A 13333-nucleotide genomic window follows, 5' to 3' on the forward strand; every position below is an offset into this window, starting at 1 on the left:
CGGGGTGTGCGCCTCGACGAAGTCGAGAATGAGGCGGTTCACCAGCGCCGGCCGCTCCATCGGCAGGCCGTGCCCGACCCCCGGCACGATGTCGGCGTGCACGTCCGGGATCAGGGCCGTCGCGCGGGCCACGGCCCGCTGCGGAGGCAGCAGCGAGCTTCGCCCGGCGACGATCAACCGGGTGGGGCCCTGACGCTGACCGAGCCCGCGCTGGCCGCGCTCCCGCACACCCGCAGCTCGGACGAGCTGGAGCGGGCCATCGCCGACCGGCTCGACCGGGCGGACCGGGCCGGCGAACTGGCACCGGGCCGGGATCCCCGGGCGGAGGCCGGCAACCTGGTCGCGCTGGCGACCGGTCTCGCCGACAGCGTCATGGCGAGTCTGCGCGGCGCGTCGGAGGCCCGTGGCCTGCTCGGGTACCACCTGGACCAGATCTTCGCCAGACGGCCCGCTCAGGACCGTTGACGGGGCATGAACGACGACGACCCGTAGCCCTGAAGGGCCACGGGTCGTCGGAGACGCTTGTTCCGCCGGTCAGTGCTCCGCGGTGCGGCGGGTGCCGGTGTAGTACTCGAAGAGCAGCCCGCAGGCGCCGAAGATCACCGCGATCAGGCCGGCGGCGATCAGCCACACCTGCCAGAACACCAGGCCGAGGCCGGCGATGGTGGCGGCGAGGGCCAGCCCGAACGGCCAGTAGCTGCCGGGGCTGAAGAAGCCGACCTCACCCGCGCCGTCGGAGATCTCGGCGTCCGGCCGGTCCTCCGGGCGCAGGTCGATCCGGCGCGACACGAACCAGAAGAAGCCGCCGCACATCGCGGTGAGCAGGAACGACAGCGCCAGCGCGAGGGTACCGATCCACTCCACCCGACCGTCCGCGTCGGCAGCCGTCCACACCCCGTAGACGACCGCCGCGAGGGCCAGGAAGATCGAGACGATGCCGAAGAGCTTCCACTCGGTCTTCATTTGAACGCTCCTCAGCTTCCCGCGCTCGCGTTACCGAAGTTGTTGACGTCCCGCCGGGTGTCGAACGGCCGGGTGGTCTGGGCCAGCGGCGCCTCGCCGATCGCGATCAGGGCGTCCTGGGTCGACTGGCCAGCCCGCTTGGCCTCGATGAACCGGTCGTAGTCCTCCGGCGAGACGACCCGCAGCTCGAAGTTCATCATCGAGTGGTACGTGCCGCACAGCTCGGCGCAGCGGCCGACGTACGCGCCCTCGGTGTCGAGGCTGGTGACCTCGAAGACGTTGCGGACGTTGCCGGGGAAGACGTCCCGCTTGAAGAGCAGCTCCGGCACCCAGAACGAGTGGATGACGTCCCGGCTGGTCTCCTCGAACCGGATGCTGCGGCCGGTCGGCAGCACCAGGATCGGGATCACCTCGCTGGTGCCCAGCGTCGAGGCCACCGTGCTGGCGTCCTCGCCCGGCCGGTCCCGGTAGTTGAACTGCCAGTTCCACTTGAAGGCGACCACCTCGACGGTCACGTCGGGGTTGTTGGTGACCTTGTTGACCCCGGTCTGCACGATCGCCGTGTAGTAGAAGAGCACGGCGACGACCAGGATCGGCGCGATGGTGTAGAGGAACTCCATCGGCATGTTGAACCGGGTCTGCACCGGCAGCGCCTCGCCCCGCTTGCGGTAGCGGATGATGCACCAGAAGATCAGGCCCCAGACGAAGACGCCGACCGCCAAAGCCGCGATCGTCGAGCCGATCCAGAGGTCGTACATGCGGTGGGACTCGGGGCTGATGCCACCCTGCGGCCACCCGAACCCGTCGAACGCCCGACCGACGTCACAACCGGTCAGCAGGACGAGCAGCGCGGCGCCACCGGCTCCGAGCGCGGCCAGCCGGCCCACCGACGGGCGCGAGCCGCGCCCTCGGGCGTCCCGGGGACTGCTCTGCCGTACGGCCGACGGCCGTACCTCCGAACCCCTTGCGACCACCTGGTCCTGCCTCCCTAGCGCGCCGCGGCGTCGGCCTTGTCGACACCGGCGGCAAAGGCGTCACCGACGGTCGCAGATTACTCGACCTGCGTCGGCTCGACGGCCTTGGGGTCCACGTCCCCACTCTGCCGGGGGATCTTGTCCGATCCGGCACCGGGTTACGGTTTGCTGGTGAGCGAGCCACCGGTCTACTTCGACGCGGCCTCCGCGGCACCGTTACACCCGGTAGCCCGGCAGGCGATGCTGGCCGCCCTGGAGGACGGCTGGGCGGATCCGTCCCGGCTCTACGCGCCGGCCCGCCGGGCCCGCCAGCTCCTCGACGCGGCGCGGGCGGCCACCGCCGAGGTTCTCGGGGTACGCCCCGACGAGCTCTCCTTCACCCCCAGCGGTACGGCGGCGGCGCACGCCGCGGTGCTGGGCGGGCTGGCCGGGCGGCGCCGGGCCGGCGGCACCCTCGTGCGCTCGGCGATCGAGCACTCGGCGGTACTGCACGCGGCGCAGCGGCACGTGGCAGCCGGCGGCTCCGCCAGCTCGGTACCCGTGGACCGGGCCGGACGGCTCGACCTCGACGCCTGGTCGTCGGCGGTGGCCGCCCCCGGGGTGGCGCTCGGCAGCCTGATCAGCGCCAGCCACGAGGTGGGTACCCTCCAGCCAGTTGCCGAAGCCGCCCGGGCCTGCGCCGCCGCCGGGGTGCCGTTGCACGTCGACGCCGCCCAGTCGGTGGGCCGGCTGCCGGTGCCGGAGGGCTGGTCGCTGCTGTCGGCAAGTGCACACAAGTGGGGCGGCCCGCCCGGGGTCGGGCTGCTGGTGGTGCGCAAGGGCACCCGCTGGGAGTCGCCGTACCCGGCGGACGAGCGGGAGGCCGGCCGTACCCCCGGGGTGGGAAACCTGCCCGCGATCGTGGCGGCGGCAGCGGCGCTGCGCGCGGTGCACGCCGACGCCGCGGCCGAGGCCGCCCGGCTCGGACCGCTTGTCGACCGGATCCGGGCCACCGTGGCCGCGACGGTGCCGGACGTGGAGGTGGTCGGTGACCCGGTGCACCGGCTGCCGCACCTGGTCACCTTCTCCTGTCTCTACGTCGACGGCGAGGCGCTGCTGCACGCCCTGGACCGGCGCGGCTTCGCGGTCTCGTCCGGTTCGTCCTGCACCTCGTCCACGCTGCGCCCGTCGCACGTGCTCGAGGCGATGGGGGTGCTCTCGCACGGCAACGTACGGATCTCGCTGCACCGGGAGAGCACCGAGGCGGAGGTGCGGCGGTTCCTTGCCGAGCTGCCGGGAATCGTGGCCGCCCTGCGCGCCGAGGCCGGGGTGGTCGGACTCTGAGCCGCCCTGCGCGCCGAGGCGCAGCGGGTCGGACTCGGAGGACGACGCCGGCCGCGCCGGTTGGCTCCACCCCGCCCGGCGTCGGACAATCGCCGGAGGGCCGACGACGAGCGAAGGGACGGACGCGGGTGCCGGGAGGTCAGTGGTGAACGCTCCGGACGAGGTCGTCGACTGTCTGGGCCAGCGCTGCCCGCTGCCTGTCATCGCGGCGGCCCGGCGACTGCCCCAACTGCCGGTCGGCGGCGTGCTCCGGGTGCTCGCCGACGACCCGGCAGCCGCGATCGACATTCCGGCCTGGTGCCGGATGCGCGGACAGGAGCTGGTCGACACCCCGACCGTCGACGGCTCCCCCGCGTACGACATCCGCCGCGCCCACTGAGGCAACGCGCCCACCGAGGCAGCGCGCCGACCGAGGCAGCGGGCCGCTGACGCAGCGGGCCGCTGACGCAGCGCCGTTGAGGCAGCGCCGGACGACCGCCGGTACGCCTCAACCCAGGTGCTGCCGGACCTCCTCGGCGGCCTCGTCGCCGTACGACTCGGCGAGGCGCTTGACGAAGAGATCGCTGCGGACCTCGTACTCCTGGGTGCCGATGGTCTCCAGCACCAGCGTGGCGAGGAGCGAGCCGATCTGGGCCGACCGCTCCAGGCCCAATCCCCAGGAGAGGCCGGCGAAGAATCCGGCCCGGAAGCCGTCGCCCACCCCGGTCGGGTCGGCGACGTGCAACTCGCGGGCGATGGGTACGTGGATCCGCTCGATGTCCCGGCCGACGATCTCGACGCCGTCCTTGCCCAGCGTGGTGACCCGGATCCTGACCCGCTCCAGCAGCTGGTCGTCGGTCAGCCCGGCCTTGCTCTGCAGCAGCGACTTCTCGTAGTCGTTGGTGAGCAGATAGTCCGCGCCGTCGATCAGGCCGAGTACGGCGGAGCCGTCCATCCGGGCGAGCTGCTGCGACGGGTCGGCGGCGAAGGCGTACCCGCGCTGGCGGCACTCCTCGGAGTGTCGCAGCATCGCGTCCGGGTCGTTGGCGCTGACCAGCACCAGGTCGAGCCCGCCGATCCGGTCGGCGACCGGGGCCAGCTCGATGTTGCGGGCCTCGCTCATCGCGCCGGCGTAGAAGGAGGCGATCTGGCACATCTCGGTGTCGGTGGTGCAGACGAACCGGGCCGTGTGGGCCACCTCGCTGATGTGCACCGAGGTGCAGTCGACGCCGTGCCGCTCCAGCCAGGACCGGTAGTCGTCGAAGTCGGCACCGACCGCGCCGAGCAGCACCGGCCGCAGGCCGAGCTGCGCCATCCCGAAGGCGATGTTGGCGGCCACCCCGCCCCGGCGGAGCACCAACTCGTCGACGAGGAAGGAGAGTGAGACCTTGTGCAGCTGGTCGGCGATGAACTGATCGGCGAACCGGCCCGGGAAGTGCATCAGGTGGTCGGTGGCGATCGAGCCGGTGACGGCGATCTTCATGTCGGCCCTCGGGGTCGGAGACGGGGATTACGGCCGGGTCAGCCTACCGGTCCGTCGTCGGCCACGCCCCCGATCGATCGGGTACCGGCCAACCGGACGTCACCCACGCCTGGGGTGCAAGGAAGGGGCCCTTCTACAACAGAAAGCGATAAGAAGGGGCCCCTCCTTTCACCCCAAACGCCGAACGGGCCGCTCCCACGCGGCGGCGTGACGGACTCTCCGGGTAAACGTCACGCCGCCCGCGCGGGGCGACCCGCTCAGGTAACCAGTATGCGACAGTAGATCGGGATGCACCGGGTAAACCGGGACAAAGTACCGATCAGTGGAACGAATCGCCGCACGCGCACGAGTTCTGCGCGTTCGGGTTGTCGATGGTGAAGCCCTGGGCGTCGATCCGGTCGGCGAAGTCGATGGTCGCGCCGGTCAGGTACGGCGCGCTCATCCGGTCGACGACGACCTCGACCCCGCCGAAGTCACTGACCACGTCACCGTCGAGCGAACGCTCGTCGAAGAAGAGCTGGTAACGCAGGCCGGAGCAGCCACCCGGCTGCACCGCGACCCGCAGCCGCAGGTCGTCGCGGCCCTCCTGCTCGATCAGGGCCTTCACCTTTTCCGCCGCGACGTCGGTCAGGACGATGCTGCTCGGAGCGGTTTCCGCGGTCGACTCGGTCTGCGCTGGCGTTGTCACGATGAAAGTCTCCCCTACGCCGGTGCGATGTTTATCCGTACTGGCCAACGCTAGCCGGCTGGCCGATGATTCCCAATGCGGGTACAAAATCGATTCTAGGCCCGCGGGACGCAGGTCACGCTCGCTCGGGCGGAACCTGTCTCCCTGCGCCGCATCGTCCGACCTCTCCACCGGGCCGCGCAGCTGTCCCGACGCGGTCGGATGTGACGAACACCCCAGAGCGGTCGGCAGCGGACTCGGGCCGGTTCGGGTCGCTGACGCCTCACCTGCTCAAGGGCAGGGACTGGGCTGAGTCGATCACCGGCTCCACTGTCCGGCCAGTCGGGCCGCCAGCGCCCGCAGGCCCTCGGCCGGCCGGCTCATCGCCCGCTCGACGCCGCCGTGCGGCTCCCCGCCGAAGTGGTCGACCAGGCTGTGCGTCTCGGTCACCCCGGCCGCCGCCGCCTCGCGCCGACCCGCGCTGACCCGGCCGGCCAGCACCACGCAGGGCACCCCACGGTCCCGGGCCGCCCCGGCCACCCCGGCAACCACCTTGCCGCGCAGCGACTGGTGGTCGAAGGAACCCTCCCCGGTGATCACCAGGTCGGCCTCGTCGTAGGCGGCGTCCAGCCCGATCAACCGGGTGACCAGCCCGATACCCGACTCGCACCGGCCACCCATGGCGAGCAGTGCCGCACCGAGCCCACCGGCGGCACCGGCACCCGGCAGCCCGGCCAGGCCGGGCGGGCAGCCGGGCAGGTCCCGCTCCAGCACCTCGGCGAAGCGCCCCAGCGCGTCGTCGAGCAGGAGTACGTCCTCCCGGGTGGCACCCTTCTGCGGTCCGAAGACGTTCGACGCGCCGGTCAATCCGGTCAACGGGTTGTCGACGTCGGTCGCCGCGACAAACTCCATCCCGCGCAACTGTGGCCGTCCGGTCAGCCCGGCGACGGCGAGCAGCGCGGCTCCGCCGTACGGCAGGGCCATCCCGGAGGCGTCCACCGGTACGGCGTTCAGCGCGGCCAGCAGCCCCGCGCCCGCGTCGTTCACGGCCGAGCCGCCCAGCCCGACCACGGCACGGCGGGCACCCGCCTCGGCGGCGGTGGCGAGCAGCGCGCCGAGGCCGTACGAGGTGGCCAGCCTCGGGGCGCGTTCGTCCGGGGCGAGCAGGTGCAGGCCGCACGCGTGGGCACTCTCCACGTACGCCGTGCCGCCGTCGGAGGTGAGCAGGATCTCCCCGGTGACCGGCCGGCCCAGCGGGTCGACCGTGGGCACCGGCACCCGGCGTCCGGGCAGTGCGGCGGCGAGCACCTCGACGAACCCCGGCCCGCCGTCGGAGAGCGGGCGCAGCACCAGGTCGTCGGCGGGGGCCACCTCCCGCCAGCCGTCCCGCACCGCCTCGGCGACCTCGGTCGCGGAGAGGGTGCCGGCGAACTTGTCCGGACAGATCAGGATCCGCATGGATCACGAGTGTGGCAGCCCACACCGGGACGACTGGAAAGCGGTCCCGGCTGTGGAAGCATGGGATCGTGACTTCGACGTGGGTAGAGCCGTCCAGCACCGCTACCGCCCTGCTGCTGCTCGGCCGGGGCGCCGACCCGGCCAGCGAGCGCGGGGTCGACTGTCCCGGCGAGTTGCCGGCGCCGAGCGACCCGGACCTGGTCGCCCGGGCCACGGCCGCCAAGGCGGCGCTCGGTGACCGGGTGTTCGTGCTCGGCCACCACTACCAGCGCGACGAGGTGATCCAGTTCGCCGACGTGACCGGTGACTCGTTCAAGCTGGCCCGCGAGGCGGCGGCCCGGCCGGACGCGGAGTACATCGTCTTCTGCGGCGTGCACTTCATGGCCGAGAGCGCCGACATCCTCACCACCGACGCCCAGCGGGTGGTGCTGCCCGATCTGGCCGCCGGCTGCTCGATGGCCGACATGGCAGCGCTGCCGCAGGTCGAGACCGCCTGGGAGGCGCTGGAGGAGCTCGGTGTGGCCGGCTCGACCGTGCCGGTGACCTACATGAACTCGTCCGCCGACATCAAGGGCTTCGTCGGGCGCAACGGCGGGGTGGTCTGCACCTCGTCGAACGCCGAACGGGCGCTGCACTGGGCGTTCGAGCGGGGGCAGCGGGTGCTCTTCCTTCCCGACCAGCACCTCGGCCGCAACACGGCGGTACTGAAGATGGGGCTGGACGCCGACGACTGCGTGCTCTACGACCCGCACAAGCCCGGCGGCGGCCTGACCGCGAAGCAGCTCGCGGAAGCCAAGATGATCCTCTGGCGAGGGCACTGCTCGGTGCACGGCCGGTTCACCCTGAGCAGTGTCAACGAGGTCCGGATGCGGGTCCCCGGAGTGAACGTGCTGGTCCACCCCGAGTGCCGGTACGACGTGGTGACCGCGGCCGATCACGTCGGCTCGACCGAGTACATCATCAACACCATCGAGGCGGCGCCGGCCGGCTCGGCCTGGGCGGTCGGCACCGAACTGAACCTGGTCCGCCGGCTGGCCAACGCCCACCCGGACAAGCAGGTCATGTTCCTGGACCGGACCGTCTGCTACTGCTCCACGATGAACCGGATCGACCTGCCGCACCTGGTCTGGTCGCTCGAGGAACTGGTCGCCGGCCGGGTGCCGAACCAGATCACCGTGGATCCGGACACCGCGCACCACGCCCGAGTGGCGCTGGACCAGATGCTGGCCCTGCCGTAGCGGACGCAAGCAACTACTGACAGTAATAGGCGGGCGCGGATTCCTGCCTCTGTCCCCGTTTCGTGCCATCCGTTGCGCTGTGACCGCTCCTTTTTCGTAACCGAGCGCTATGCTGCCCGGGGCCGTGACAGCGCGTCCGGGCCGGATGGTGTGATCGCGCCGTGCCGGCCGGACCACGGGGCGACGGCTGTGTGGACCTGGTGGTTCACCCTCGCGGAGAGCATCGACGTAGAGCAGCATCAACCCGCTGGAGGTTGCGTTGACCGACGACGTCCTGGTCGTACACGGAGGTACGCCCCTTTCCGGGCAGATCCGAGTGCGCGGCGCGAAGAATCTCGTCTCCAAGGCGATGGTCGCGGCCCTGCTCGGCGACGAGCCGAGCCGGCTCTTCGACGTGCCGCGGATCCGCGACGTCGAGGTGGTCCGAGGCCTGCTCGAACTGCACGGTGTGAAGGTCACCGACGGGGCCGACGACGGTGAACTGGTCTTCGACCCGGCCAACGTCGAGCGCGCCAGCACGGACGAGATCAACGTGCACGCCGGGTCGAGCCGGATCCCGATCCTGTTCTGCGGCCCGCTGCTGCACCGGCTCGGCCACGCCTTCATCCCCGACCTCGGCGGCTGCCACATCGGCCCGCGGCCTATCGACTTCCACATCCAGGCACTGCGGCAGTTCGGCGCGGTGGTGGACAAGGCCCCCGAGGGGATGCACCTGACCGCGCCGAGCGGCCTGCACGGCACCAAGTTCGAGCTGCCGTACCCGAGCGTGGGCGCCACCGAGCAGGTGCTGCTGACCGCCGTACTCGCCGAGGGCGTCACCGAGCTGCGCAACGCGGCCGTCGAGCCGGAGATCATCGACCTGATCTGCATACTGCAGAAGATGGGCGCGATCATCAAGGTGCACACCGACCGGGTGATCGAGGTGCAGGGTGTGTCCCGGCTGGGCGGCTACACCCACCGGCCGATCCCGGACCGGATCGAGGCGGCGAGCTGGGCCGCCGCCGCGCTGGCCACCGGTGGCCGGGTCGAGGTGCTCGGCGCCGAGCAGGCCGACATGATGACCTTCCTCAACGTGTTCCGCTCGGTCGGCGGGGCGTACGAGGTGACCGACACCCGGCCGCCCCGGCAGGGCAGCCCGGGTCAGGAGGGCGGGATCCGGTTCTGGCACCCCGGCGGCGAACTGCGGGCGGTGGCGCTGGAGACCGACGTGCACCCGGGGTTCATGACCGACTGGCAGCAGCCGCTGGTGGTGGCGCTGACCCAGGCCCGGGGCCTGTCGATCGTGCACGAGACGGTGTACGAGCAGCGGCTCGGCTACACCGAGGCGCTGAACAAGATGGGCGCGACGATCCAGGTCTACCGGGACTGCCTCGGCGGTACCCCCTGCCGGTTCGGCCGCCGCAACTTCAAGCACTCGGCGGTGATCGCCGGGCCGTCGAAGCTGCACGCCGCCGACCTGGTGATCCCCGACCTGCGGGCCGGGTTCAGCCACCTGATCGCCGCGCTGGCGGCCGAGGGCACCTCCCGGGTCTACGGCGTGGACCTGATCAACCGGGGTTACGAGGACTTCGAGGCCAAGCTCGCCGACCTCGGCGCGCACGTCGAGCGCCCCTGACCCGCGCACCCGGGCCCGACGGGGCCGGGTGCGCGCCAGCCGGAGGCCGGGTGAGACGACCCTCACCCGGTTCCGGGCGGCGGTGCGCGGCCGTGGGGCGTACCGCGAGGTGCGGGACGCTCCGGCGGTTGGCTACCCTTGCCGCGTGCCGTCGCTGTTTCGCCGCAAGCCCACCGACCTCGTCGAGGAGTCCACCGCTCAGGTGACCCCCGAGGAGGAGTCCGCGCCCGCCCGCCCCCGGGGTTACACCCCGAGCAAGAAGGAGCTGGGCAGGGAGACTCCGAAGCGCCCGAGCGCGGGTCGACGGGTGGCCGGCGACACCAAGCCGCTCAGCAAGCAGGAGGCCCGGGAACGACGCCGGCAGTTGCGGGCGGAGTCGGCGGCCGAGTTCCGCCGCGAGGGCGGTCCCCGGGACCGGGCTCCCGAGCGCGGACTCGCCCGGGACGTGGTCGACTCCCGGCGTACCGTCGGCACCTGGTTCTTCGGCGGTGCCCTGGTGGTGCTGATCGGTTCGGCGAACACCATGCCGCCGGTGGTGCGGTTCGCCTCCAACCTGCTCTGGGGGCTGCTGGCGATCGCCCTGGTGATCGACTCGATTCTGATCTCTCGAAAGATCAAGAAGCTGGTCCGGCAGCGGTTCCCCAAGACCGACCAGCGGATGGGCTCGCTCTACCTCTACGCGATCATGCGCTCCATCACGTTCCGCCGGATGCGCGCCCCGGTCCCCCGGGTCAACCTCGGCGACAAGATCTGAGCCACCCGCACCGACCGGCACCCGGGCAACGAACCGTCCCCGAACGGCCGCTCACGGCATGGCGGGACAGGCCACGCTCACCACGGTGCGCCGCCACAGGCGCCGCTCAGGGTGCGGCAGCCACAGGCGCCGCTCACGGTACGGCCGTCACGGGCGCCGCTCACGGTACGCCGAGCAGGCGGAGCAGGGCCGCCGTACCGGCCGCCGCGACCACCACCGCGACGAACGGGGCACGGCGCCAGGCGAGTACGGCGCCGACGAGTACCCCGGTCGGGCGGGCGAAGCCGGCGAAGGCGCCGGCCTCGGTCAGCGCGGCGGTGACCGCCAACGCCGCGAGCAGGGCGGCCGCCGCCATCGGCAGCAACTGGTTCACCCCGTCTGGCAGGGCGAGCCGGTCCCGCAGCACCACTCCGGAGAGTCGAAAGGCGTAGGTGCCGACGGCCAGCGCCAAGATCACCACGATCAGCATTCCCGCTCCCTCGGTCGACTGTCTGACAGCGGCGACCCGCAGCACCCGTCGGTGCCACGGCTCAGCACGGCCGTTCCCGGGCTCGCCGGGGCAGCAGCAGTACGGCGAGTCCGGCCAGTGCCAGCAGCACCGGCAGGCCGGCCGGCAGCACGGGGGTGACCAGCAGCGCGATCGCCGCGCCGACCACTGCCACCCGACGGGTCCTCGGGTCGCGCAGCGCGGGCAACAGCAGCGCGAGCAACCCGGCCGGGAACGCGGCGTCCAGCCCGAGCCGGAGCGGATCGCCGACCCGGCTGGCCAGTAGCACCCCGAGCAAGGTACCGACGTTCCAGGCCAGGAAGAGCAGGATCCCGGCCAGCCAGAACGCGCGGCGCCGGCCCGCCCGGTCGGGTTGGGCCAGGGTGAAGGCGGTGACCTCGTCGGTCATCAGGTGGCTGCCGAGCAGCCGGTGCCGCCAGCGCCGGCCGAGCACGTCCCCGAGGGCCAGCCCGAACGGCAGGTGCCGGGCGTTGAGCAGCAGGCCGGCGAAGACCGCCGCGACCGGGCTGCCGGCCGCGACCAACCCGACCGCGATGAACTGGGCGCCACCGGCGTACAGCAGCGTGGACATCGCGACGATCGCGGGCACCGGGAGGCCGGCGGCGAGCGCGACGGCGCCGAAGGAGGCGCCGACCGCCAGCATCGCGACCCCGATCGCGCCGATGTCGCGCAGCAGGGTCCGGGCCGGGACCGGTCCGGATGCCGCTGTTCGATCTGCCGTACGCATGGTTCAGAATAATGAACACCCGCCGCCCTGTTCGTCAACCCGAACGGATGGACCGATGGATCGAACGCAGCCCCGTTCCGGCAACTCCCCGGTGCCCGCCATCGCCGCCGCGCTGCGCCGCGAACGCGAGCGCAACGGCATCTCGCTGGCCGAACTGGCCCGCCGGGCCGGAATCGCCAAGTCGACCCTGTCGCAACTCGAAGCCGGCAACGGAAACCCGAGTGTGGAGACGCTCTGGGCGCTCGGGGTCGCCCTCGGCGTACCGTTCAGCCGGCTCGTCGAGCAGCCCCAGCCGCCGGTACGGGTCATCCGGGCCGGACAGGCGCCAGGATTCCGCTCCCAGCAGGCCGAGTTCACCGGCACCCTGCTGGCGGCCGGCGCACCGCAGGCACGCCGGGACATCTACCTGATCGACGTGGAACCCGGCCAGCCGCGCGACGCCGATCCGCACATCCCCGGCAGCGTGGAGCACCTGGTGGTGGCCGCCGGTCGACTGCGCACCGGCCCGGCGACCGACCCGGTCGAACTCGGCCCCGGCGACTACGCCAGTTTTCCGGGCGACGTCCCGCACCGGTACGAGGCACTCGCCCCCGGCACCTTCGCCGTACTGGTGATGGAGCACCCCTGACCGGGGCCGGACGCCCGGACGGTCAGTGCCCGACGACGTCGGCCGGGGCCGGCGTCCGGTAGAGCCGGGCGACGACCTCCTCGATGTCCGGCTCCACGATGGCGATGTCCCGCAGCGGGGCGACCCGGGCCAGCCCGGCCACCACCTCGGAGGCGGTCGCCGACTCGCAGGCGAAGACCAGCCGCCGCCCGTCCGCCTCGGCACGCAGCAGCGGTGCGCCGGGCAGCACCGGCGGCTCGTCGAGTGGCTCGTCGAGGTCGGCGACAACCTGCCGGCGCGAGCCGTACCGCGCGTGCAGCGACTCGATCGACCCGTCGTGCACCACCCGACCGTGGTCGATCACCACCAGTCGCCGGCAGAGCCGCTCGATGTCGGCCAGGTCGTGCGTGGTCAGCACCAGCGTGGTGTCGCCGGCCGCGCCGAGTTCGGCCAGGAAGGCCCGGACCGCCTGCCGGCTCACCACGTCGAGCCCGATCGTCGGCTCGTCCAGGAAGAGCACCTCCGGGCCGTGCAGCAGCGCGGCCGTCAGCTCGCCCCGCATCCGCTGCCCGAGCGAGAGCTGCCGGACCGGGACGTCCAGGAACCCGTCCAGGTCGAGTTCGGCGCGGCAGCGGCGCAGCCGGGCGGCGTGCTCGGCCGCCGGTACCCGGTAGATGTGCCGGAGCAGGTCGAAGGAGTCCCGCAGCGGCAGGTCCCACCAGAGCTGCGAACGCTGCCCGAAGACCACCCCGATGCGCAGCGCCAGCCGGGTGCGCTGGGCCACCGGCAACAGCCCGCAGACGCGTACCTGACCGGACGAGGGGCTCAACACCCCGGTCAGCATCTTCAGCGTGGTCGACTTGCCGGCACCGTTCGGCCCGATGTAGCCGACCATCTCGCCGCGCCGGACGGTGAGGTCGATCCCGTCGACCGCACCCACCACCCGCTTCGTCCGGCGGAACCGACCGGCCCGGACCCGTACCACGAACTCCTTGCGCAGGTCGCGGGTCTCGATCACCGGGGCGTCCGGCGGGGGC

At 72.3% G+C, this 13333-nt stretch carries 15 protein-coding genes; 7 read left to right on the top strand and 8 right to left on the bottom strand.

Features of this window, described 5'->3' with window-relative positions; translation table 11 throughout:
- Positions 1-96: 96 nt before the first annotated feature.
- Entirely contained in the window at positions 97-465 is a 369-nt protein-coding gene (locus CLT71_RS12610; protein WP_101367266.1) for a TetR family transcriptional regulator C-terminal domain-containing protein, read from the top strand.
- Between the two features lie 69 nt (positions 466-534).
- On the opposite strand, the gene CLT71_RS12615 is transcribed toward CLT71_RS12610, so the two are convergent.
- Positions 535-963, bottom strand: coding sequence for a cytochrome c oxidase subunit 4 (locus tag CLT71_RS12615; protein WP_101367267.1), 429 nt, complete (start codon positions 961-963; stop codon positions 535-537).
- 11 nt (positions 964-974) lie between these two features.
- A complete protein-coding gene (gene ctaC, locus CLT71_RS12620) occupies positions 975-1937 on the bottom strand; it encodes an aa3-type cytochrome oxidase subunit II (RefSeq protein ID WP_101367268.1) in 963 nt (320 codons plus the stop codon).
- A gap of 171 nt (positions 1938-2108) precedes the next feature.
- Between ctaC and CLT71_RS12625 the strand changes: the two genes are divergently transcribed.
- Both CLT71_RS12625 and CLT71_RS12630 read left to right on the top strand, forming a co-directional pair.
- Positions 2109-3260, top strand: a complete 1152-nt coding sequence (locus CLT71_RS12625) for an aminotransferase class V-fold PLP-dependent enzyme (protein ID WP_101367269.1) — start codon at positions 2109-2111, stop codon at positions 3258-3260.
- A gap of 145 nt (positions 3261-3405) precedes the next feature.
- A complete protein-coding gene (locus CLT71_RS12630; RefSeq protein WP_101367270.1) occupies positions 3406-3639 on the top strand; it encodes a sulfurtransferase TusA family protein in 234 nt (77 codons plus the stop codon).
- Between the two features lie 108 nt (positions 3640-3747).
- Here CLT71_RS12630 and CLT71_RS12635 read toward each other — a convergent pair whose 3' ends face one another.
- The 3 genes from CLT71_RS12635 to CLT71_RS12645 form a co-directional block, all read right to left on the bottom strand.
- Positions 3748-4722 (bottom strand): carbohydrate kinase family protein, encoded by a 975-nt coding sequence (locus CLT71_RS12635; protein ID WP_101367271.1) that lies wholly within the window; start codon positions 4720-4722, stop codon positions 3748-3750.
- 319 nt (positions 4723-5041) lie between these two features.
- Entirely contained in the window at positions 5042-5410 is a 369-nt protein-coding gene (erpA, locus tag CLT71_RS12640; protein WP_101367272.1) for an iron-sulfur cluster insertion protein ErpA, read from the bottom strand.
- 297 nt (positions 5411-5707) lie between these two features.
- The gene (locus CLT71_RS12645; RefSeq protein WP_101367273.1) at positions 5708-6847 is read right to left on the bottom strand and encodes a glycerate kinase family protein; all 1140 of its coding nucleotides are present in this window, start codon (positions 6845-6847) and stop codon (positions 5708-5710) included.
- Positions 6848-6915: 68 nt separating this feature from the next.
- Between CLT71_RS12645 and nadA the strand changes: the two genes are divergently transcribed.
- The 3 genes from nadA to CLT71_RS12660 all read left to right on the top strand — a co-directional run bounded on the left by nadA (position 6916) and on the right by CLT71_RS12660 (position 10454).
- Complete coding sequence (gene nadA / locus CLT71_RS12650) at positions 6916-8085, top strand: quinolinate synthase NadA (protein ID WP_101367274.1); 1170 nt, start codon at positions 6916-6918, stop codon at positions 8083-8085.
- Positions 8086-8344: 259 nt separating this feature from the next.
- Positions 8345-9700, top strand: coding sequence for a UDP-N-acetylglucosamine 1-carboxyvinyltransferase (gene murA, locus CLT71_RS12655; RefSeq protein WP_101367275.1), 1356 nt, complete (start codon positions 8345-8347; stop codon positions 9698-9700).
- 145 nt (positions 9701-9845) lie between these two features.
- Positions 9846-10454 carry a DUF3043 domain-containing protein gene (locus tag CLT71_RS12660; protein WP_101371397.1) on the top strand — a complete coding sequence of 203 codons (609 nt, stop codon included), beginning with the start codon at positions 9846-9848 and terminating at the stop codon, positions 10452-10454.
- Positions 10455-10614: 160 nt separating this feature from the next.
- Here the strand turns inward: CLT71_RS12660 and CLT71_RS12665 are convergent, their stop codons facing one another.
- Both CLT71_RS12665 and CLT71_RS12670 read right to left on the bottom strand, forming a co-directional pair.
- Positions 10615-10923, bottom strand: a complete 309-nt coding sequence (locus tag CLT71_RS12665) for an AzlD domain-containing protein (RefSeq protein WP_101367276.1) — start codon at positions 10921-10923, stop codon at positions 10615-10617.
- Between the two features lie 61 nt (positions 10924-10984).
- Complete coding sequence (locus CLT71_RS12670; RefSeq protein WP_101367277.1) at positions 10985-11689, bottom strand: AzlC family ABC transporter permease; 705 nt, start codon at positions 11687-11689, stop codon at positions 10985-10987.
- Positions 11690-11744: 55 nt separating this feature from the next.
- Here CLT71_RS12670 and CLT71_RS12675 point away from each other — a divergent pair, with 55 nt between their 5' ends.
- Positions 11745-12317: an XRE family transcriptional regulator gene (locus CLT71_RS12675; protein ID WP_199187583.1), complete on the top strand. Its 573-nt coding sequence runs from the start codon at positions 11745-11747 to the stop codon at positions 12315-12317.
- 22 nt (positions 12318-12339) lie between these two features.
- Here the strand turns inward: CLT71_RS12675 and CLT71_RS12680 are convergent, their stop codons facing one another.
- Positions 12340-13314 carry an ATP-binding cassette domain-containing protein gene (locus tag CLT71_RS12680; protein ID WP_101371399.1) on the bottom strand — a complete coding sequence of 325 codons (975 nt, stop codon included), beginning with the start codon at positions 13312-13314 and terminating at the stop codon, positions 12340-12342.
- Positions 13315-13333: the final 19 nt, after the last annotated feature.

The organism is Plantactinospora sp. CNZ320, assembly GCF_002846275.1.